Annotated in this window: 27 protein-coding genes; 4 read left to right on the top strand and 23 right to left on the bottom strand. The window is 65.6% G+C overall.

Annotated elements, in window-relative coordinates; translation table 11 throughout:
• Positions 1–71: 71 nt before the first annotated feature.
• Positions 72–2,006: a type IV pilus assembly protein FimV gene (locus GO608_RS13120; protein ID WP_247003118.1), complete on the top strand. Its 1,935-nt coding sequence runs from the start codon at positions 72–74 to the stop codon at positions 2,004–2,006.
• Positions 2,007–2,033: 27 nt separating this feature from the next.
• Here the strand turns inward: GO608_RS13120 and GO608_RS13115 are convergent, their stop codons facing one another.
• The gene (locus GO608_RS13115; protein WP_169198090.1) at positions 2,034–2,780 is read right to left on the bottom strand and encodes a Nif3-like dinuclear metal center hexameric protein; all 747 of its coding nucleotides are present in this window, start codon (positions 2,778–2,780) and stop codon (positions 2,034–2,036) included.
• An 84-nt stretch (positions 2,781–2,864) separates the two neighbouring features.
• Here GO608_RS13115 and GO608_RS13110 point away from each other — a divergent pair, with 84 nt between their 5' ends.
• Positions 2,865–4,028 (top strand): Do family serine endopeptidase, encoded by a 1,164-nt coding sequence (locus GO608_RS13110; RefSeq protein ID WP_169198089.1) that lies wholly within the window; start codon positions 2,865–2,867, stop codon positions 4,026–4,028.
• A gap of 32 nt (positions 4,029–4,060) precedes the next feature.
• Here the strand turns inward: GO608_RS13110 and tatC are convergent, their stop codons facing one another.
• The 10 genes from tatC to hisB form a co-directional block, all read right to left on the bottom strand.
• Positions 4,061–4,852, bottom strand: coding sequence for a twin-arginine translocase subunit TatC (tatC, locus tag GO608_RS13105; RefSeq protein WP_169198088.1), 792 nt, complete (start codon positions 4,850–4,852; stop codon positions 4,061–4,063).
• A complete protein-coding gene (gene tatB, locus GO608_RS13100) occupies positions 4,849–5,346 on the bottom strand; it encodes a Sec-independent protein translocase protein TatB (RefSeq protein ID WP_169198087.1) in 498 nt (165 codons plus the stop codon). Before tatB ends, tatC begins: the two co-directional genes overlap by 4 nt.
• A gap of 105 nt (positions 5,347–5,451) precedes the next feature.
• Complete coding sequence (gene tatA / locus GO608_RS13095) at positions 5,452–5,679, bottom strand: Sec-independent protein translocase subunit TatA (protein WP_169198086.1); 228 nt, start codon at positions 5,677–5,679, stop codon at positions 5,452–5,454.
• An 11-nt stretch (positions 5,680–5,690) separates the two neighbouring features.
• The gene (locus tag GO608_RS13090; protein WP_169198085.1) at positions 5,691–6,038 is read right to left on the bottom strand and encodes a histidine triad nucleotide-binding protein; all 348 of its coding nucleotides are present in this window, start codon (positions 6,036–6,038) and stop codon (positions 5,691–5,693) included.
• Positions 6,039–6,048: 10 nt separating this feature from the next.
• Positions 6,049–6,375 (bottom strand): phosphoribosyl-ATP diphosphatase, encoded by a 327-nt coding sequence (locus tag GO608_RS13085; RefSeq protein WP_169198084.1) that lies wholly within the window; start codon positions 6,373–6,375, stop codon positions 6,049–6,051.
• Entirely contained in the window at positions 6,372–6,773 is a 402-nt protein-coding gene (hisI, locus tag GO608_RS13080; RefSeq protein WP_169198083.1) for a phosphoribosyl-AMP cyclohydrolase, read from the bottom strand. The genes GO608_RS13085 and hisI overlap by 4 nt, the downstream gene beginning before the upstream one ends.
• Positions 6,770–7,528 (bottom strand): imidazole glycerol phosphate synthase subunit HisF, encoded by a 759-nt coding sequence (gene hisF, locus GO608_RS13075; protein WP_169198082.1) that lies wholly within the window; start codon positions 7,526–7,528, stop codon positions 6,770–6,772. The genes hisI and hisF overlap by 4 nt, the downstream gene beginning before the upstream one ends.
• Complete coding sequence (gene hisA, locus GO608_RS13070; RefSeq protein ID WP_169198081.1) at positions 7,528–8,277, bottom strand: 1-(5-phosphoribosyl)-5-[(5-phosphoribosylamino)methylideneamino]imidazole-4-carboxamide isomerase; 750 nt, start codon at positions 8,275–8,277, stop codon at positions 7,528–7,530. The genes hisF and hisA overlap by 1 nt, the downstream gene beginning before the upstream one ends.
• Positions 8,278–8,332: 55 nt before the next feature.
• Positions 8,333–8,971 (bottom strand): imidazole glycerol phosphate synthase subunit HisH, encoded by a 639-nt coding sequence (gene hisH / locus GO608_RS13065; protein ID WP_169198080.1) that lies wholly within the window; start codon positions 8,969–8,971, stop codon positions 8,333–8,335.
• Positions 8,972–9,013: 42 nt separating this feature from the next.
• Positions 9,014–9,601 (bottom strand): imidazoleglycerol-phosphate dehydratase HisB, encoded by a 588-nt coding sequence (gene hisB / locus GO608_RS13060; protein ID WP_169198079.1) that lies wholly within the window; start codon positions 9,599–9,601, stop codon positions 9,014–9,016.
• Between the two features lie 178 nt (positions 9,602–9,779).
• On the opposite strand from hisB, the gene hisC reads away from it, so the two are divergent.
• Positions 9,780–10,850, top strand: a complete 1,071-nt coding sequence (hisC, locus tag GO608_RS13055; RefSeq protein WP_169198078.1) for a histidinol-phosphate transaminase — start codon at positions 9,780–9,782, stop codon at positions 10,848–10,850.
• A 45-nt stretch (positions 10,851–10,895) separates the two neighbouring features.
• Here the strand turns inward: hisC and hisD are convergent, their stop codons facing one another.
• Both hisD and hisG read right to left on the bottom strand, forming a co-directional pair.
• Positions 10,896–12,212, bottom strand: a complete 1,317-nt coding sequence (hisD, locus tag GO608_RS13050) for a histidinol dehydrogenase (RefSeq protein ID WP_169198077.1) — start codon at positions 12,210–12,212, stop codon at positions 10,896–10,898.
• Positions 12,209–12,850, bottom strand: coding sequence for an ATP phosphoribosyltransferase (gene hisG, locus GO608_RS13045; RefSeq protein WP_011236550.1), 642 nt, complete (start codon positions 12,848–12,850; stop codon positions 12,209–12,211). The genes hisD and hisG overlap by 4 nt, the downstream gene beginning before the upstream one ends.
• Before the next feature lie 132 nt (positions 12,851–12,982).
• Here hisG and rnk point away from each other — a divergent pair, with 132 nt between their 5' ends.
• Positions 12,983–13,378, top strand: a complete 396-nt coding sequence (gene rnk / locus GO608_RS13040) for a nucleoside diphosphate kinase regulator (protein WP_169198076.1) — start codon at positions 12,983–12,985, stop codon at positions 13,376–13,378.
• A 27-nt stretch (positions 13,379–13,405) separates the two neighbouring features.
• Here rnk and murA read toward each other — a convergent pair whose 3' ends face one another.
• From murA to GO608_RS12990, 10 genes are read right to left on the bottom strand one after another with little or no spacing between them, the layout of a single operon-like run.
• Positions 13,406–14,656, bottom strand: a complete 1,251-nt coding sequence (murA, locus tag GO608_RS13035; RefSeq protein ID WP_169198075.1) for a UDP-N-acetylglucosamine 1-carboxyvinyltransferase — start codon at positions 14,654–14,656, stop codon at positions 13,406–13,408.
• An 8-nt stretch (positions 14,657–14,664) separates the two neighbouring features.
• The gene (locus GO608_RS13030) at positions 14,665–14,922 is read right to left on the bottom strand and encodes a BolA family protein (RefSeq protein ID WP_169198074.1); all 258 of its coding nucleotides are present in this window, start codon (positions 14,920–14,922) and stop codon (positions 14,665–14,667) included.
• 10 nt (positions 14,923–14,932) lie between these two features.
• Positions 14,933–15,703 (bottom strand): ABC transporter permease, encoded by a 771-nt coding sequence (locus GO608_RS13025; protein ID WP_169198073.1) that lies wholly within the window; start codon positions 15,701–15,703, stop codon positions 14,933–14,935.
• Positions 15,696–16,592, bottom strand: coding sequence for an ABC transporter ATP-binding protein (locus GO608_RS13020; protein ID WP_169198072.1), 897 nt, complete (start codon positions 16,590–16,592; stop codon positions 15,696–15,698). The genes GO608_RS13025 and GO608_RS13020 overlap by 8 nt, the downstream gene beginning before the upstream one ends.
• Positions 16,589–16,891, bottom strand: coding sequence for an STAS domain-containing protein (locus tag GO608_RS13015; protein WP_169198071.1), 303 nt, complete (start codon positions 16,889–16,891; stop codon positions 16,589–16,591). The genes GO608_RS13020 and GO608_RS13015 overlap by 4 nt, the downstream gene beginning before the upstream one ends.
• Positions 16,888–17,544, bottom strand: a complete 657-nt coding sequence (locus tag GO608_RS13010) for an MlaC/ttg2D family ABC transporter substrate-binding protein (protein WP_169198070.1) — start codon at positions 17,542–17,544, stop codon at positions 16,888–16,890. Before GO608_RS13010 ends, GO608_RS13015 begins: the two co-directional genes overlap by 4 nt.
• A gap of 6 nt (positions 17,545–17,550) precedes the next feature.
• Positions 17,551–18,390 (bottom strand): MlaA family lipoprotein, encoded by an 840-nt coding sequence (locus GO608_RS13005; RefSeq protein WP_169198069.1) that lies wholly within the window; start codon positions 18,388–18,390, stop codon positions 17,551–17,553.
• 25 nt (positions 18,391–18,415) lie between these two features.
• A complete protein-coding gene (gene mlaD, locus GO608_RS13000; RefSeq protein ID WP_169198068.1) occupies positions 18,416–18,883 on the bottom strand; it encodes an outer membrane lipid asymmetry maintenance protein MlaD in 468 nt (155 codons plus the stop codon).
• A complete protein-coding gene (mlaE, locus tag GO608_RS12995; RefSeq protein WP_169198067.1) occupies positions 18,880–19,674 on the bottom strand; it encodes a lipid asymmetry maintenance ABC transporter permease subunit MlaE in 795 nt (264 codons plus the stop codon). Before mlaE ends, mlaD begins: the two co-directional genes overlap by 4 nt.
• Positions 19,671–20,498 carry an ABC transporter ATP-binding protein gene (locus tag GO608_RS12990; RefSeq protein WP_211159324.1) on the bottom strand — a complete coding sequence of 276 codons (828 nt, stop codon included), beginning with the start codon at positions 20,496–20,498 and terminating at the stop codon, positions 19,671–19,673. The genes mlaE and GO608_RS12990 overlap by 4 nt, the downstream gene beginning before the upstream one ends.
• Positions 20,499–20,529 lie beyond the last annotated feature (31 nt).

Here is a 20,529-nt window from a genome sequence, read left to right as displayed (position 1 = left end):
CAGCGTATGGGATTTCGATACTACCGTGAATTCCGAAGTCGTGACGGGAGCGCTGCCATGAAATACGAGCCTTGGCAGGCACCCATGCCCCGGCCGGGGGGCAGAGAGCCGCAAGCCGGATCCGACGTTTTCCGCATTACTGCACATCCGCCTGCAGAATGCCCGCTCCCTGCACATGCAGACTGTTTAAAATGGCGGCACGATTTGACACAAGATGTAACGCTTCCCTGCCCCAATGCGGCGCCGACGAGCCGACCATGAACAGAACCGCACACCTGGCCGTCTCCTTTTCCGTTGTGCTGAGCGTCACGGCGCTTGCGGCTTCGTCCGGCACGGCAGCGGTCGCGCTCGGCGAAGCGGTGGCGGTGTCGGCAATCGGGGCGCCGCTGCGAGTGGAGATCGCGATCGCCGGGGGAGAGCCCGCTCGCACCGGCGAATGCCTGAAGCTGACGCCAGGCACCAGCGAAGGCGGCGTGCCATGGGTACGGGACGCACGGATAGGCGTCGTCGGCCAGGGGCGTGCGGCGCGCATTGTCGTGTCCGGGACGGCACCGCTCGGCGAGCCGGTAGTGCAACTCGGGATCGAAGATACGTGCGGCGCGCACCTGCGCCGCGAATACACGCTGCTGCTGTCCTTTCCCGACTTTCCGCCGGAAGCGCCAGCAGTCGCCGATGAAATCGGACCTGAACTCCAAACCCCTCCCGCGCCGCCCGAGCCCTCCGCCTTCAGGACGAAACCACGCACTGTCCCGGGCGGCGGCACGTCCTCCGTGCAAGCTGCACGTTCGGCAAGAAAGACACCCCGAACGCCCGCACCCGCCTTCGCCTCTGCCGCGGAAAGAGAACCTGCGCTCCGCGACGAAGGCCATCCGTCTCCCTCCGGCACAGAAGTTCGCCGTCAAGACGGTTTGCGCCTCAGCAGCGCAGCCCTCAAAACGGAGCCGCCCAGGACGGCAACGGATGGGGGGCCGGATCAGTTGCAGCGCGAGCAAAGCGCGATCGCCGCGATCGACCGGACGATCGTCGCCCAACTCGAACTGAACGAACGCATCCGCCGGCTGGAGCAAATCCAGGCGGCGATGATGGAGCGATTACGCGCAACTGCCGGCCCCATTTCCCCAACGAGCACAATCGCCCCCTCCGCAACGGCGCCGTCTGCAATCACGCCCGCCTCCTTCACGCCCGCCTCCTCATGGCGCGACTGGATCGTTCCTGCGACGGTCCTCGCCACCCTGTTCCTCGTCCTGGCCGCACGGGGGCTGTGGCTGCGCAGACACCGAGCTGACGCTGCAACCCGGTCGGCCGCGGCCGGCCTTGCGAGCCTCCCATCACTTCCTGCCCTGCCCGGGCGACTCGACGCCCCGTGCGCAACACGAGGCACTCCCGCCGCGCCGGCCTCGTCGGCAGGACCCGGATTCCCGCTGTCTGCAGCAACTTCCGTCCAGGCGCGCCCACCCGTTTCACGGCCTGAATACCCGCGCACGAAACTCCCGGCGGCGGCGCTCCTCGTCGAGGACGAAGCAGAGGAGCATGAATCGGCGATCGAACTCGCTGAAATCATGATGGCTTTCGGCCGCGTGCAAGGGGCGGCCGAGACGCTCGCCGAGTTCATCCAGTCGAACCCAAAGAAAGCCGTCACGCCGTGGCTGAAACTGCTCGAGGTGTACCGAGCCGCGGGATTGCGGCCCGAGTTCGACACGCTCGCGCGGCAGCTGAACAAGACGTTCAACGTCAAGGCGGTAACCTGGGACACGTTCGACGAGGCGCGCCGGCCGACGAACACGATCGAACAGATGCCCCACGTCATGAGCCGGATCCAGGTCCTGTGGGGGAGTCGCGACTGCCAGGCCTATCTGGAAAACCTGGTCCGCGACAATCGCGACGGTCTGCGCGAAGGCTTCCCGCTCAGCGTGATCGACGAGATCCTCGTCCTGGCGGGCGTTCTCGAAGAGGGTCTCGGCCCGTATCAGCCCGACGTCCGGAAAGAGCTGTCCCTCTCGTCCTGACTCCGCGGCCGCTGCACCGCCCGGCAATCAGACCGGATTGTCGAGATCGGCAAAGCGGGCGTCGAGCCCGAAAGCGTCGGACAGGTACTGCGCGAGCGCGTGGACGCCGTAGCGCTCGGTCGCGTGGTGCCCGGCGGCGATGAACGCGACGCCGGATTCGCGGGCAACGTGCACCGTCTGCTCGGAGATTTCCCCGGAGACATAGAGATCCGCCCCCGCGGCGATGGCGTCCTCGAAATAACCCTGGGCGCCACCGGTGCACCATGCCACCTGCCGGACGACGCGCTCGGGATCGCCGACCAGCAACGGCTCACGGCCGAGCCTCGCAGCGAGCGAACGCGCGATATGGCCGGCGCTGTTGGGCTGCATCGGGGTTCCGATCCAGCCCAGTTCCTGATCGCCGAACCGCCCTTCCCCACGCCACCCCAGCAGCTTGCCCAGCTGAGCGTTGTTGCCGAATTCCGGGTGGGCATCGAGCGGAAGATGGTAGGCGAGAAGGCTGATGTCGCTGCGCAGCAGGGCGGCGAGGCGGCGCTTGCGGATTCCCGTGATGCGGCCGTCCTCGCCGCGCCAGAAGTAGCCATGGTGCACGAGCAGCGCGTCGGCCCCTTCGGCGACTGCCAGATCGACCAGCGCCTGACTCGCCGTCACTCCGCACAGCACCCGCCTCACCTCCGGGCGTCCTTCCACTTGCAATCCGTTTGGGCAATAATCCCTGAATCGTGCGACATCCAGCAGTTCATTCAGATGGGTTTGCAGCTCGATGAGTTGCATGCGCTCTCCGCTCACCAACTTGTCCGGTTTGGTCCGATTCCTCCGCGGGTAGCTGTTCGGCCGCTCGCGCATCAGAGCAACATTATGCGCCGCCTGTGGCTGATCTTCGCGCAGGCCGTGACGATCAGCGTCGCGGTGCTGTTTGTCCTCACCACCCTGAAGCCGGAGTGGCTCAAAGGTGCTGCGCCGTCCTCGGTGGTGGAAATCCTCGAAGCTCCCGGCGCCGCTTTCGATTCGGCTGTCGTTGCCCCGGGTTCGTACGCGGAAGCCGCCAAACGTTCGATGCCGGCGGTGGTGCACATCTACACGACAAAGGACGTCGCGCGCCCGCGTCATCCGCTTCTCGATGATCCGATCTTTCGTCATTTCTTCGGCGAGCGCCAGGACAACGCACCGCCGCAGCGCGCGTCGGGGCTGGGCTCGGGCGTCGTCGCGAGCCCCGACGGATTCATCCTCACGAACAATCACGTGATCGAAGCCGCGGACGAGATCGAGGTCGCACTCAACGACGGGCGGAAATTCCCCGCCAAGCTGGTCGGCCGCGACCCGGAGACCGACCTCGCGGTGCTGAAGCTCGAAGGCAACGGAAAGCTTCCGGCGATCACCTTCGCGGCAACCGACGCCGTCGAGGTCGGTGACGTCGTGCTTGCGATCGGCAATCCGTTCGGCGTCGGCCAGACGGTGACGATGGGGATCGTTTCGGCGCTCGGCCGCAGCCAGCTCGGAATCAATACGTTCGAGAACTATATCCAGACGGATGCGGCGATCAATCCCGGAAACTCCGGCGGCGCGCTCGTCGACAGTCACGGGAACCTCGTCGGAATCAATACCGCGATCTACTCGCGCTCGGGCGGCTCGCTCGGTATCGGTTTCGCGATACCGGTCTCGATCGCGCGAAACGTCCTCGAGCAGATCGTTTCCACCGGTGAAGTGACACGCGGCTGGATCGGCGTCGAGATACAGGAAATGACTGCCGAACTGGCCGAATCCTTCGGCCTGCCGAAAGTCGATGGCGCCCTGATCGCCGGCGTGTTGCGCGGCAGTCCCGCAGAGCGTGCGGGAATCCGGCCGGGCGACGTGCTGCTCAGCGTCGATGGCACCCCGGTGCACGACCCCAGAGGAATGCTGGAAACGGTCGCAGCCCTGCCGCCGGGACACGAAGCGCTGTTCCGCGTGCGCCGGCCGACTGGCGAAGTCGATCTGAAAGTCCAGGTCGGACGCCGGCCGACCCCGCCGGCCGAACGCTGATCGCGCTTGCGCGTCCGGCGCGCAAACCGTGCTTATTTCCCGTCCGGCTCCGGAGCTTCGAGGCGATCGAGGCCCGGCTCGACCCGCTCAGGCTCGCCCGTTTCCGCATCGCGCTTGCCGACGAACTTCGCCAGCAGGATCCCGACTTCATAGAGCAGGCACATTGGCACCGCGAGCATGAACTGGGATACGACATCGGGAGGCGTGATGATCGCGGCAATGACGAACGCGCCGACAATGACGTAGGGCCGGACTTCGCGGAGCTTGGCAATGCTGACCACGCCGGCCTTGACGAGCAGGATCACCGCCACGGGAACTTCGAACGTCAGACCGAAGGCGATGAACAGGGTCATGACAAACGAAAGGTACCGCTCGATATCCGGCGCGGGGACGATGCTCTTCGGCGCGAATTCAGCGATGAACTTGAAAACGGTGCCAAACACGAAGAAATAGCAAAAGGCCATGCCGAGCAGAAACAGCAGCGTGCTGCCGAGCACCAGCGGCAGGCCGAGCCGGCGCTCGTGAGCATACAGTCCCGGCGCGATGAACGCCCAGGCCTGATAGAGCACGAAAGGCAGCGCCAGAACGAAAGACACCATCATCGTGACCTTGACCGGCACGAAAAACGGCGTGACCACGCCGGTCGCGATCATGTGCGTGCCTTCCGGCAGCGTATTCATCATCGGCCGGGCAAGCAGGTCGTAGATCTCGCCGGCCCACGGCATCAGGCAGACAAACACCACGATGACCGCAACCATCGCCCGCAACAGGCGATCGCGCAGTTCGACGAGATGCGAAATGAAGGTTTCCTGAAGCTCGCTCATGCTTTCTCCGAGCGCGCCGTGGAGACGGCGGCCGGCTCCCTGCCCGCCGAAGCCGGATCACCTTGCTGCGCAAGGGACACGGGAGCGGGAGTCACCGGCCCTTCCGCGACGTGCGTGACCGGCCGGGGGCCGGCAACAGCTGCCGATCCGCCCGCCCCGGACGGCTCGGCGCCTGGCATACGATCGGGATCGACCGTCACGCCGGATTTCACCTCCGCGACGGTCTTATTCACGTCCGCCTCGATTTTCGCCGCCTCGCCCCGCATCGACGATTCCAGTTCGCGTGCCTGTTGTTCCACCTGCTGTTGCAGCGCCTTAAGCTCTTCGAGCTGCATTTCACGCTTGATGTCCGACTTCACATCCGAGACATAACGCTGCAACCGACCCAGCAGATGGCCGGCGGTACGGGCCACCTTCGGCAGGCGCTCCGGGCCGACAACGATCAGCGCCACCACTGCGATGACGACAAGTTCCGAAAAACCGAAATCGAACATGATTTTAGCTGGTTGTCCCGCGTGGATGCTGCGCTCGCGGATCGCTCCAAAACGAAGGGGCGCACTGCAGCGGCGCCCCTTTGAGCGGGTAAATCCCGTGTGAGGTCAGTGGCTGACCTTGTGGCTCTTGTCCGTCGCCTGCGCATCGAGCGTGTCACCGCCGATCTTCTGCTGCACGTCGTCACCGGACTTTTCGGAATCCCGCATGCCGTCCTTGAAACCCTTGACCGCGCCACCCAGATCCTGGCCCACATTGCGCAGCTTCTTCGTACCGAAGACCAGCACCACAATCACCAGAACGATCAGCCAGTGCCAGATACTGAATGAACCCATTACGTCTCTCCTTAACGCCTCAACATGGCCGGAAGCACCTCCGGGCCGCCCACGATGTGGACGTGCAAATGATACACCTCCTGCCGTCCCACCCGTCCCGTGTTAACGATCGTTCGAAAGCCGTCAGCGCATCCTAGTTCCCCGGCGATCCGGGCAGATTCGGTCATCAACCGGCCCATCACTGCTGCGTGCTCCGGCCGCAACTCGGCCATCGACGGGATGTGCAGCTTCGGGATCACGAGGAAGTGAACCGGCGCGACAGGATGGATGTCGTGAAAGGCGAGGATGTCTTCGTCCTCGTAGATCTTTTTCGCCGGGATCTCGCCGGCCACGATCCTGCAGAAGATACAGTCGCTCATGGTTCGTGCCTCACGAAGTCGTGCGGGATTTCTTCTCGTCGATGCCGGAGACCCCTTCGCGGCGCCGGAACTCGGCGAGCACGTCATCGACCGACAGGCCGAAATGCGTCAGCAGCACCAGCGAGTGGAACCACAGGTCGGTGACTTCCCAGACCACGTGGAGCATGTCCTTGTCCTTGGCTGCCATGATCGTCTCGGCCGCCTCCTCGGCGACCTTCTTGCAGATCGCGTCGGTGCCCCTGGCATACAGGCTCGAGACGTAAGACGAATCCGGGTCCGCTTTCTTGCGCTCGGCAAGGGTCGCGGCGACTCGGTGCAGCACTTCGATATCGATCATTTGTAGATATCCTTCGGATCTTTGACGACCGGATCGACAGCTTCCCACGAACCGTCGGCCAGGTAGCGCTGGAAAAAACAACTGTGGCGGCCGGTATGGCAGGCGATGCCACCGACCTGCTCGATCTTCAGGAGGACGACGTCGCTGTCACAGTCGACGCGGATCTCCAGCACCTTCTGGACATGGCCGGACTCCTCGCCCTTGTGCCACAGGCGGCGGCGCGAACGGGACCAGTAGATCGCCTCGCCGGTTTCGGCGGTGCGCTGCAGTGCCTCGCGGTTCATCCACGCGAACATCAGCACGTCACCGGTCGCCGCTTCCTGCGCGATCACCGGCACGAGTCCCTGGTCGTCCCACTGCACGTCGTTGAGCCAGCGCACGGAGTTTGGTCTGCTCACAGCCTCACCTCGATGCCCCGGCTGCGCATCAGCTCCTTCGCTTCGCGCACAGTATGCTGCCCGAAGTGAAAGATGCTGGCGGCGAGCACCGCATCCGCGCGCCCCTCCGAGACGCCCTCGGCCAGGTGCTCGAGCGTCCCGACGCCGCCGCTGGCGATCACCGGGATCGGCACCGCGTCGGCGACAGCGCGCGTCAGTCCCAGGTCGAAACCGATTTTCGTGCCGTCGCGGTCCATGCTGGTGAGCAGGATTTCACCGGCGCCGAGCGCGGCGACCTTCTGTGCCCACTCGACTGCGTCGAGCCCGGTGTTGTTGCGCCCGCCGTGCGTGAACACCTGCCACCTGCCGGGCGCCGTCTGTTTCGCGTCGATCGCGACAACGATGCACTGGCTGCCGACTTTGCCGGCGGCGTCGGCGACGACCTGCGGGTTATTCACCGCGGCGGTGTTGATGCTGACCTTGTCGGCGCCGGCATTAAGCAGCCGGCGCACATCCTCGACCGTGCGCACGCCGCCGCCCACCGTCAGCGGGATGAAAACCTGCTCGGCAACCTGTTCGACAACATGCAGGATGATGTCGCGAGCATCCGAGCTGGCAGTGATGTCGAGAAAGGTGATCTCGTCGGCACCCTGCTCATCATAGCGGCGCGCGATCTCGACCGGATCGCCGGCGTCGCGCAACTCGACGAAATTCACCCCCTTGACGACCCGCCCGGCACTGACATCGAGACAAGGGATGATGCGTTTGGCAAGCATCAGGCTTCGCCGCCGTTGAGTTCGTCGGCGCGCGCCTGTGCGGCGGCAAAATCCAGCGTCCCTTCGTAGATGGCGCGCCCCGTGATCGCGCCCATGATCCCTTCGGCCTCGACTGCGCACAGCGCATCGATGTCCGCGATGCTGGCGATGCCGCCGCTCGCGATGACCGGAATGCGCAGCGCCTGCGCAAGGCGAACGGTCGCTTCGACATTGACGCCCGAGAGCATGCCGTCGCGGCCGATGTCGGTGTAAATCACCGCTTCGACGCCGTAGTCCTCGTATTTCTTCGCCAGGTCGACGACGTCGTGGCCGGTCATCTTCGACCAGCCGTCGACGGCGACCTTGCCGTCCTTGGCATCCAGGCCGACGATGATGTGGCCCGGAAACGCGCCGCATGCGTCATGCAGGAAGCCAGGGTTCTTCACCGCAGCGGTGCCGATGATGATGTACGAAATGCCGTTGTCGAGATAATGCTCGATCGTGTCGAGGTCGCGGACGCCTCCGCCGAGTTGCACCGGGATGTCGTCGCCGACCTCATCGACAATCGAACGGATCGCGGCGCCGTTCTTCGGCTTGCCGGCGAACGCACCGTTCAGATCGACCAGGTGCAGGCGTCTCGCCCCTTGTTCGATCCAGTGCCGGGCCATCGCGGCCGGATCCTCGGAAAATACGGTCGCGTCGTCCATTTCGCCCTGCTTCAGGCGTACACAATGGCCGTCCTTGAGATCGATAGCGGGAATCAGCAGCATACGGGGGATGGGGTCAATATCAGAAGTGGATGGGAAACGGCAATGGCCAGACGGGTCAGGGCGCCCAGGAAATGAAATTCGCAAGCATTTTCAGGCCCGCCTGGGCGCTCTTTTCCGGATGGAACTGAACCGCGAAGATGTTAGCCCGGGCGACTGCACTGGTAAACCTTGTCCCGTAGTCGCTTTCGGCGGCGACCAGCGCCGCGTCGGCTGGCGCGACGAAATAGCTATGGACGAAATAGAAGCGCTCGTTGTCCGGGATCCCCTCCCACATCGGATGAGGCTGGCGCTGGCACACTTCGTTCCAGCCCATGTGCGGCACTTTCAGCCGGCTGCCGTCGGCCGCGACCATCTTCGCGTCGGGGAAGCGGACCACGCCCCCCGGCAGGATTCCGAGTCCGGGCACGTTTCCTTCCTCGCTGTGCTCGAACAGCATCTGCTGGCCGATGCAGATGCCGAGGAAAGGCTTCGACGCTGCGGCGGTTTTGACCACCTCGCGCAGGCCGCGCAGGTCGAGTTCGCGCATGCAGTCGGGCATCGCGCCCTGCCCGGGGAACACGACCCGTGCGGCGGCGGCGACGACGGCCGGATCGGAGGTCACGGTCACCCGCTTGCCGGGCGCCACATGTTCGATCGCCTTGGCAACCGAGCGCAGATTGCCCATGCCATAGTCGATGATGGCTACATCGCTCATCGCGGAATCGCTCGTATCGTAATCAGATGAATCGGGAAGGAATCAGAGGGCGCCCTTGGTCGACGGAATCGCTCCCGCCGCACGCTCGTCGCGTTCGGCCGCCATCCGCAACGCGCGGCCGAAAGCCTTGAAAATCGTTTCGCACTGGTGGTGGGCATTGTCGCCGCGCAGATTGTCGATGTGCAGCGTCACGCCGGCGTGATTGACGAAGCCCTGGAAGAATTCGCGCGCGAGATCAACATCGAAGCTGCCGATCCGCGCCCGCGTGTAGCTGACGAAATAATGCAAGCCGGGGCGTCCGGAAAAATCGACGACGACACGCGACAGCGCCTCATCGAGCGGCACGTAGGCGTGACCATAGCGGCGGATGCCCCGCTTGTCGCCCAGCGCCTTGGCGAAAGCCTGCCCGAGCGTGATGCCGACATCCTCGACGGTATGGTGGTCGTCGATGTGCGTATCGCCCTCCGCCCGGATATCCAGGTCGAACGCACCGTGGCGGGCGATCTGGTCGAGCATGTGGTCGAGGAACGGCACTCCGGTGGCGAAAGCCGCCTTGCCACTGCCATCGAGGTCGATGCGCGCGGTGATCCGGGTTTCGAGGGTATCGCGAGTAACTTCGGCTTGCCGCATGGAAGTGGGAACAAAAATGAGAAGGGCCGGAAGCCGGCAGGCATCGTTCTCGCGCCATGATACCATCGCCCGCGAGTCGCGCCGCAATGCTGCCGTTGCGGTACCTGCGCGAGCGGCGACATGCGGGACGCAGCAGCGATCCCTTTCCCTTTCCGGTCCGACACACCCTGATCCGCCGATGAGCCAATACTGGAGCGCCGTGGTCCACGGCCTGACCCCTTATGTCCCGGGCGAGCAGCCCAAGCTCGCCAACCTGGTCAAGCTCAACACCAACGAGCATCCGTATGGGCCGTCGCCGCGCGCGCTCGCGGCGATCCGCGCCGAAGCGTCGGACGCGCTGCGGCTTTACCCCGACCCGCACGCCGACCGGCTCAAGGCCGCGATCGCGGCACGCTTCGGCGTCGAGCCGCGCGAGGTGTTCGTCGGCAACGGTTCGGACGAAGTGCTCGCGCATACGTTCATGGCGCTCCTGAAGCACGAGCGCCCGCTGCGCTTTCCGGACATCTCCTACAGCTTCTACCCGGTCTACTGCGGGCTGTACGGCATCGCGTTCGAGACCGTGCCGCTCGACGACGACTTCGCGATCCGCCCGGCCGACTACCTGCCGCATGGTCCGCTCGCCGCCGGCGGGATCATCTTCCCGAACCCGAACGCACCGACCGGCCGGTTGATGCCGCTGAGCGACATCGAACGCGTCGTCGCGGGCAATCCGCAGTGCGTCGTCGTCATCGACGAAGCGTATGTCGACTTCGGCGGCGAATCGGCGATTCCGCTCGTGCGGCGCCATCCGAACCTGCTCGCCGTCCAGACGTTGTCCAAATCGCGTTCCCTCGCCGGCCTGCGCGTCGGCTTCGCCGTCGGCAACCCGGATCTGATCGAAGCGCTCGACCGTGTCAAGGACAGCTTCAACTCGTATCCGCTCGACCGGCTAGCGATCGCCGGCGGTGTGGCCGCGATCGAGGACGAGGAGCACTTCCAGCGCACCCGCACGGCGGTGATCGCGACCCGTGAGCGCCTTTCGGCGGATCTCGCGTCGCTCGGCTTCGACGTGCTGCCGTCGGCAGCGAACTTCGTGTTCACCCGGCATCCGCACCGCGATGCGGGAGAGCTCGCCGCGCAGCTGCGCCAGCGCGCGATCATCGTGCGCCACTTCCGTCAGCCGCGAATCGAACAGTTCCTGCGCATCACGGTCGGCACCGACGCGCAGTGCGCAGCCCTCGTCGAAGCGCTGCGCGACATCCTGCGTTAGGGCAGCGCGGCGGACGTCGCTGGCCTCTGCCCGCCCGTCGGGGGGCTATCGGTCGTGCAGGCGCATTTCGGCCGAGCGCGCGTGCGCCTGCAGGCCCTCACCGCGGGCGAGGATCGACGCGACGCGGCCGAGCGTCTGCGCGCCGGCTTCGGATATCTGCACGAGGCTGGTGCGCTTCTGGAAGTCGTACACGCCGAGCGGCGACGAAAAGCGCGCGCTGCGCATCGTCGGCAGAACGTGGTTCGGCCCAGCGCAGTAATCGCCGAGCGCCTCGACCGACCAGTGCCCGACGAAAATCGCTCCGGCATGGCGGATGCAGCCGACCCACGGCTCGGCATCGTCCAGCGACAGTTCGAGGTGTTCGGGGGCGATGCGGTTCGCGATCGCGCAGGCCTGCTCGAGGCTGTCGACGTGGATCAGTGCGCCGCGGTTCGCGAGCGACGCGGCGATCGTCTCGCGACGCGGCATCGTCGGCAGCAGGCGCTCGATCGACGCGGCGACCGCGTCGATGAAAGCTGCGTCCGTGCACAGCAGAATCGACTGTGCGAGCTCGTCGTGCTCGGCCTGCGCAAAGAGATCCATCGCGACCCAGTCGGCATGGCCGCTGCCATCCGAGATGATCAGCACTTCGGACGGACCGGCGACCATGTCGATGCCGACGGTGCCGAACACGCGGCGCTTCGCTTCGGCGACATAGGCATTGCCGGGCCCGACGATCTTGTCGACCTGCGGCAGGGTCTGCGTGCCATATGCGAGCGCGGCCACCGCCTGCGCGCCGCCGATCGTGAACACGCGGTCGACGCCGGTAATCGCGGCCGCGGCGAGCACCAGCGGGTTCTTCTCGCCGTGCGGCGTCGGCACGACCATGATCAGCTCGCCGACCCCGGCGACCTTGGCCGGAATCGCATTCATCAGCACGGAACTCGGGTACGACGCGCGCCCGCCCGGCACGTACAGGCCGACGCGGTCGAGCGGCGTGACGATCTGGCCGAGCCGCGTGCCGTCGGCTTCGACGTAGTCCCAGGATTCGGCGCGCTGGCGTTCGTGATAGACGCGCACGCGGTCGGCCGCGACGCGCAGCGCCTCGCGCTGCTCGACGGTGAGGCTGTCGAGCGCCGCTTTCAGCTCCGACTTCGGCAACTCCAGCTGCGCCATCGACTTCACGTCGAGATGGTCGAAACGCCGCGTGTATTCGAGCACCGCCGCATCGCCGGTGGTGCGCACCGCGCGCAGGATATCGCTGACCGCGGCGCCGATGCGTGCGTCCGCGCCGCCTTCGAACGCGAGCAGCGCATCGAGGGTCGCCAGGAATTCGGGTTCGCGCGCGTCGAGGCGGCGGATCGTCGCAGCCGGTGCAGTCATTTCACGGCTCCTGCAAAGGCCTCCAGCAGCGGCTGGATAAGTTCGCGCTTGAGCTTGAGCGAAGCCTGGTTGACGATCAGGCGCGAGCTGATCGGCATGATCTCTTCGACTTCCTCGAGATTGTTCGCGCGCAAGGTGCTGCCGCTCGACACGAGGTCGACGATCGCATCGGCGAGGCCGACGAGCGGCGCGAGTTCCATCGAACCGTACAGCTTGATCAGGTCGACGTGCACGCCTTTCGCGGCGAAATGCGTCTTGGCGCTGTTGATGTATTTCGTCGCAACGCGAACGCGCCCTCCCGGCCGGGACGCCGCGGCGTAATCGAAGCCCTTGCGCGTCGCCACGCACAGCCGGCATTTCGCGATGTCGAGGTCGAGCGGCTGGTACAGCCCCGCTCCGCCGTGCTCGAGGAGGACGTCCTTGCCGGCGATGCCGAGATCGGCAGCGCCATACTGCACATACGTCGGCGTGTCGGTTGCGCGTACGATGACGAGGCGCACATCCGGACGGTTCGTGTCGATGATCAGCTTGCGCGAGGTTTCGGGATTGTCGGCGGGTACGATGCCGGCCGCCGCGAGCAGCGGCAGCGTTTCCTCGAAGATGCGGCCCTTCGACAGGGCGAGGGTGATGCTGGACACGGACGGCGCCTCGGAAGAAATCGGGCCGACATTGTAACCCGGCACGCCTTCTGTTAGCCTGCAGCGGTTGGCTGAACCGCGCGGCGGTTCGGCCATTTTTACTTTTCCAGCAAAGATTTGAGGTGAGATGAGATGAAACCCGAGATCGTGATCTCTTCACGCGACCTGGAGCGCCTGGAAGGCCTGCTGTTCTCGCCCGCCGCTCGCAACCGCAGCGACCTGAACGGCCTGCGCGATGAACTGGAGCGCGCCGTGGTGCGCGAACCGGACGAGATGCCGGTCGACGTGATCACGATGAACAGCCGGGCGCGCTTTCGCGAACAACCCAGCGGCCGGGAATACGAGCTGACTCTCGTCTATCCGGGCGATGCCGAGCAGGGCTCCGCGAAAGTGTCGGTATTCTCGCCGGCCGGCAGCGCGCTGCTCGGCCTGTCGGTCGGCCAGGCGATCGACTGGAAGACCGACGACGGGCGTTCGATCCATCTCGAAGTGCTCGAAGTCCGGCAGCCGGAAGCCGCCGGACACTGAGCTGCCGGCGTGCGCCGCGCCTGCCGCTCAGGCGACGCGTCGCACGTGGGCGCCGAGCGCGGCGAGCTTCTCCTCGAGCCGCTCGTAGCCGCGGTCGAGGTGATAGATGCGCTCGATGACCGTTTCGCCTTCGGCGACGAGGCCGGCGATGACGAGACTCGCCGAGGCGCGGAGGTCGGTCGCCATGACCGTCGCCCCCTGCAGCCGCTCGACCCCCTGCACCACGGCGGTGTTGCCGTCGATGCGGATGTCGGCACCGAGACGCTGCAACTCGACCGCGTGCATGAAGCGGTTCTCGAAGATCGTCTCGCGGATCATCGCCGCGCCGCTGGCGACCGCGTTGATCGCCATGAACTGCGCCTGCATGTCGGTCGGAAACGCCGGGTACGGGGACGTGCGAATGTTCACCGACGTCAGGCGCGCCGGGGCTTTCAGGCGGATCGCGTCGCGCTCGGCGACGACATCGCAGCCCGCGTCCATCAGCTTGTCGACGACGGCATCGAGATACGCGGTCGACGTGCGCGTCAGCCGGATCTCACCGCCAGTCGCCGCCGCCGCGCACAGGTAGGTGCCGGTTTCGATGCGATCCGGCATGATGCGGTGCGTCGCGCCGTTGAGGCGGTCGACGCCACGGATGCGGATGACGTCAGTGCCGGCACCCGAGATGCGCGCCCCCATCGCGACGAGGCAGTTCGCCAGATCGACGATTTCGGGCTCGCGCGCAGCGTTCTCGATCACCGTTTCGCCGTCGGCGAGACAGGCCGCCATCATCAGGTTCTCGGTGCCGGTGACCGTCACCATGTCGGTGAAGAGGCGCGCGCCGGCGAGGCGCGGCACGACCGCGTGCACGTAGCCGTGCTCGACGGTCACCTGCGCGCCCATCGCCTGAAGGCCCTTGATGTGCTGGTCCACGGGGCGCGCCCCGATCGCGCAGCCGCCGGGCAGGCTCACGCGCGCTTCGCCGCAGCGCGCGACGAGCGGCCCGAGCACGAGGATCGACGCGCGCATCGTCTTGACCATCTCGTACGGCGCGACCGGGTTGTCGATCGCGGACGCATCGAGCGTGACCATGGCGTTGTCGCGGCTGACCTTGACTCCCATCTGCCCGAGCAGGTTCAGCAGGGTGTCGATGTCGTTCAGCTGCGGCACGTTCGTGAACGTCATCGGCTCGCGGGTCAGCAGCGCGGCGCACAGGATCGGCAAGGCCGCGTTCTTCGCGCCGGAAATCGCAGCTTCTCCGGCCAGGCGCACGCCGCCTTCGATCAGTAGCTTGTCCATCGCGTCGCTCAGAACCCGAGTCCGCCGCGCACTTCCGCCCACTTCTCGGGCGTGAAGGTCTGCAACTGCAGCGCATGGATCTCGTTGCCCATCAGCTTGCCGAGCGTCGCATACACGGCCTGGTGCTGGCGCACTTTCAGCTTGCCCTCGAATTCGGCGCTGACGACGATGCCGGTGAAGTGAACGCCGTCGTCGCCCTGGATTTCGACGAATTCGCAGGGCATCCCCTGCTCGATCAGTCTCTTGATTTCGCTTGCTTCGAACATTTTGATTTCCTCAGGCACGCAGCTTGTAGCCCCGGGCGAGCATCGCCAGGGTCAGAGCCGCAAGTAACATCAGACACACACTAACGACACCCAGACTCAGCCACGGCGACACGTCGGACTGGCCGAAGAAACCGTAGCGGAAACCGTCGATCATGAAGAAGAACGGGTTGGCGTGCGACACGTCCTGCCACAGCTGTGGCAGGGAATGCAGCGAATAGAACACGCCGGACAGCATCGTCAGCGGCATGATCAGGAAGTTCTGGAATCCGGCGAGCTGGTCGAACTTGTCGGCCCAGATGCCGGCGATGACGCCGAGCGAAGCGAGGATCGCGCTGCCCATCAGGGCAAACGCCAGCGCCCAGCCCGGCGCGGCGAGCGACAGATCGACGAACGGGATCGACACCAGCAGCACGCCGGCGCCGACGAACAGCCCGCGCAGCATCGACGCGATGACGTAGGCGGCATAGAACTCGCGGTACGACAGCGGCGGCAGCAGGACGAAAATGATGTTGCCGGTGATCTTGCTCTGGATCAGCGACGACGAGCTGTTCGCGAACGCGTTCTGCAGCAGCGACATCATCACCAGCCCCGGGACGAGAAACGCCGTGTAGGCGACTTCGCCATAACCGGTGACGTGGCGGTCGAGCACGTGCGAGAAGATCAGCAGGAACAGCATCGCGTTGATCACCGGCGCCAAGACGGTCTGGAACCCGACTTTCCAGAAGCGCAGCACTTCCTTGTACAGCAGCGTGCGAAAACCCGCGAGGCGAGATTCAGGCATGGTGCATGACCTCGACGAAGACCCGCTCGAGATCGGCTTCGCCGAGTTGCATCTCGACGATCCGCCCGCCGGCTTCGCGCAGGCGCGCGAGCGTCGGTTCGACCTCGTCGTAGGTGTCGAGGGCGAACTCCGCCCAGCCGCCTTCGGCGAGCGTCGCGCCGAGACGGCCGGCGATTTCGGGACGGTCGAGACGCACGCGCAACGAATGCGTCGCGAAACGCTGCAACAGGTTGTCGGTCGTGTCGAGGGCGACGACGCGCCCCGCTTTCAGCATCGCGATGCGTCCGCACAGCGCCTCGGCCTCTTCGAGGTAGTGCGTCGTCAGCACGATCGTGTGGCCGTCACGGTTGAGCTTGCGGATGAACTGCCACAGGCCCTGGCGCAGCTCGACGTCGACGCCGGCAGTCGGCTCGTCGAGCACGATCACCGGCGGCCGGTGCACCAGCGCCTGCGCGACCAGCACGCGGCGCTTCATGCCCCCCGACAGCATGCGCATGTTCGCACTCGCCTTGGCAGTCAGGTCGAGGCTCGCGAGGATCTCGTCGATCCAGTCGTCGTTGTGGCGAATGCCGAAGTAACCGGACTGGATGCGCAGCAGCTCGCGCACCGTGAAAAACGGGTCGAATACCAGTTCCTGCGGCACCACGCCCAGCTTGCGGCGTGCATTGCGGTAATCGGACACGACGTCGTGGCCCATCACTTCGAGCGTGCCGCTGTCGGCGCGGACCAGTCCCGACAGGGACGAGATCAGCGTCGTCTTGCCGGCACCGTTCGGGCCGAGCAGGCCGAAGAATTCGCCGCGGTCGACCTCGAGATCGACGCCGGCGAGCGCCTGCACGGAGCCATACCGCTTCGTCACCGAAGCAATGCGGATTGCCGGCAGGCTCATCGAGTCGACGCGGCCGGGGCTTGCGCCGGCAACAGTTCGTCGACTCCATACAGGGCGGCGAGACTGCCCAATCCCTCCGGGACGCCGCTCAGCGTCATCCGGTGCCTGGCGTCACGGGCCGCTCGCAGCCAGTCCAACAGCAGCGCCAGCGCCGCCGAATCGGCTGTGGTGACGCCGGACAGGTCGACCGTCAGGTCGCCGGCCGCGGCCTTTGCGCGCCCGGCCTGCACGAACCCGCTCACGGTCCTCATCGTCAGCGGTCCGTCGAGCCGCAGCACTCCAGTCACGTCGCCGTTCATGAACGCGCCGGGGAACCGCTCAGGTCCTGCGTCTTCGCATGCAGGGAACGGATCAGCCCGTCGATGCCGCCAGCGCGGATTTCCTGCGTGAACGTGCCGCGATAATTCGTCACCAGGCTGACGCCGGCGACGACGACGTCGAACACTTTCCAGCCGCGATCGGTCTTTTCGAGCACGTAGTCGATGTTGATCGGCTGCGCTCCGGCCTGGCGAACCTCGGTCTGCACGCGCACCGTGGTATCGGCAGCGCCGAAGCGCGCCGGCTTGTATTCGATGACCTGGTTGCGGTACTGCGTCAGGGCATTTGAATAGGTGCGAACCAGCAGCGTGCGGAACGCATTGACCAGCTCGTTCTGCTGCTCGGGCGTCGCCTGGCGCCAATCCTTGCCGACGGCGAGCATCGTCATGCGACGGAAGTTGAAGTGCGGCAGCACTTTTTCCTCGACGAGATCGACGACGCGACCGGTATCGCCCGCACGGATCGCGTGGTCGTCGCGGACGATCGCCAGCACGTCGCTGCTCACGTCCCGAACCAGCGCGTCGGGAGCCATCAGCGTAGCCGTCGCTCCGGCACCAGGCGCCGCGGCGGGATCGGCTGCGGCACTCGCGCCGATCGCCAGGAGCAGACACAGAGAAAGGAAGAGTTTTTTCATCTTGTATTACCTTGTGGCCGGGCGGTCATCACCGGATCCGCCGCTCCCCTGCTGAAATTCGTCGGCATCCGTCGCTGCCGCGCCACCGCTGGCAGGCGCAGGCGGCGATATGGCGCCGTCACCGCCGTTGAAATCCTCGTATTCCTGCGGCGGGCTCCCGTCATGGACCCGGTAGCGACGCTGCTGCAGGTAGAAGTCGCGCGCGTAGGAATACTTGTCGAGAGTGCCTTCTTCGAGCGTCTTGTCGATGCCGAGCAGGTTCGCCCGGCCATGCACGAGACGCAGCGCAGTCAGGCTGTTGCGTGCCGCGACGTCGCTCACGCCCCAGACATTGTCGCCGTACATGTCGATCGGCAGCACGGCGGCGTCGCGCACCGTGCGCGGACCGAAGAACGGCACGACGAAATAGGCGCCTTCGCCGACTCCCCAGCGCCCGAGCGTCTGGCCGAAATCCTCGTCGCTCTTCGGCAATCCGAACTCGGAAGCGACATCGAAGACGCCGAGGATGCCGAGCGTCGAGTTCAGGCCGAACCGGGCGCCGTCGGACAGGCCTTCCCTGAACTTGCCCTGCAGCAGGTTGTTGACGCCGTTCCAGACGTCGCCGACGTTGCCGAAGAAGTTGCCGACGCCCGTGCGCACCGGAGGCGGCATCGTCGCATCGTAGGCCTCGGCGACCGGGCGGATCGCGGCGCGGTCGACCGTTTCGTTGAAACCGAACATCGCGCGGTTGTAGCGCTCGAGCGGATCGTCCGGGTTCGCGATGCGCGTCGTGCAGCCGGCGGCGAGCATCAGGCAGAGCGCGATCGCCGCGAGCGTCGTGTGTCGGGGGGAGGAATTGTTATTCATTTTTGTTCGATGCGATGCGGCAGGGTCAGTTCGCCGGCGTCTCCGCTGCCTTGTTGAACAGGAATTGTCCGATCAGCTTTTCGAGCACCACCGCGGATTGCGTGATCTGCACTGCCTCCCCGCTTTTCAGCATCTCGACGTCGCCGCCCGGCTCGAGCCCGAGGTATTGCTCGCCGAGCAGCCCGGACGTCAGGATTGTCGCGATCGTGTCGCGAGGGAATTGAAACCGGGTATCGACGACGAAAGTCACTTCGGCGCGATAGCTGCCGGTATCGAAGCCGATGTCCGTGACGCGCCCGACGACGACTCCTGCGCTCTTCACCGGCGCCCTGACCTTCAGGCCGCCGATGTTGTCGAATTGCGCCTTGATGACGTAGGACTCGCTGAAATTGGCGCTCGCGAGATTGCCGACCTTCAGCGAAAGGAACAGCAGCGCAGCCATGCCGATGACGACGAAGAAACCGACCCACAGGTCGAGCGTTGTACGGCTCATGACTGGCCCCTGAACATGAAGGAAGTAAGCACGAAGTCGAGCGCCAGGATCGCCAGCGCTGAGCTGACGACGGTGCGGGTGATCGCACGCGAGACGCCTTCGGCGGTGGGCGTGCAGTCGTACCCTTCGAACACCGCGATCAGTGACACCGCGGCGCCGAACACCACGCTCTTGATCACGCCGTTGACGACATCGAAGCGAAAATCGACGGCCGCCTGCATCTGCGACCAGAAAGCGCCTTCATCGACGCCGATCAGCACGACCCCGATCAGCCAGCCGCCGAACACGCCCATCGCGGAAAAAAGCGCGGCGAGCAGCGGCATCGAGATCACCCCGCCCCAGAAGCGCGGCGCGACGACGCGGGCGATCGGATTGACCGCCATCATGTCCATCGCCTTGAGTTGCTCGGTCGCTTTCATCAGGCCGATCTCGGCCGTCACGGCCGAGCCGGCGCGGCTCGCGAACAGCAGCGCGGCGACGACCGGCCCCAGTTCGCGCGTCAGCGACAGGGCCACGAGCACGCCGAGCGCATCGCCGGAGCCGAAACGCTGCAGCGTCTCGTAACCCTGCAGGCCGAGCACCATGCCGACGAAAAGCCCGGACACGACGATGATCAGCAGCGACAGCACGCCGCTGAAATAGACTTCGCGGATCGTCAGGTGCACGCGCAGCAGCGACTGCCCGGAATACAGCAGCAGCAAGCCGAAGAAGCGCGCCGCGAAACCGAGCCGCCACACCGCGTCGGTGACGCCACGGCCGAGCCGGCGCACGAGAGCGAGCAGGCCGTTCATGCCGCGCCCCGCCCCAGCAGGCTGTGCGCAAGAGGCTCGGCCGGATAATGGAACGGCACCGGGCCGTCGGCTTCGGCATGGATGAACTGCTGCACGAACGGATCGGTCGAGGCGCGGATCTCGTCCGGGGTGCCATGCGCGACGATGCGTCCTTCCGAGATGAAATAGACGTAATCGACGATCTGCAGCGATTCGAGGATGTCGTGGGTGACCATGATCGTGCTCGCCCCGAGCGCATCGTTGAGCCGGCGGATCAGCTGCCCGATGACTCCCAGCGAGATCGGGTCGAGGCCGGCGAACGGCTCGTCGTACATGATCAGCATCGGGTCGAGCGCAATCGCGCGCGCCAGCGCAACACGGCGTGCCATGCCGCCTGAGAGTTCCGCGGGTTTCAGCGTCGCCGCGCCCCGCAAGCCGACGGCATTGAGCTTCATCAGCACGAGGTCGCGAATCAGTTCAGGCTGCAAGTCGGTGTGTTCGCGCAGCGGGAACGCGACGTTGTCGAACACCGACATGTCGGTGAAGAGCGCGCCGAACTGGAACAGCATCCCCATGCGTCGACGCAACGCATAAAGTTCGCGCGTCGACAAGCGCGACAGGTCCTGGCCCGCGACGTTCACGGTCCCGCCGCTGGCGCGCAGCTGCCCGCCGATCAGGCGCAGCAAAGTCGTCTTGCCACAGCCGCTGCCGCCCATGATCGCCACGACTTTCCCGCGCGGGATGTCGAGATCGATGCCGCGCAGGATGACCCGCTCGCCGTATGCGAAGCGAACGTCCTGCAACTGAACGAGCGTGGCGGAGGAGTTGGATGACAAGCGAGGCAACCCGAAAAATCTTTGGAAACGCAGACTAACG

Source organism: Aromatoleum buckelii, from assembly GCF_012910785.2.
Classification (GTDB): Bacteria; Pseudomonadota; Gammaproteobacteria; order Burkholderiales; family Rhodocyclaceae; genus Aromatoleum; species Aromatoleum buckelii.
This window is presented reverse-complemented; position numbering and strand designations above follow the sequence as displayed.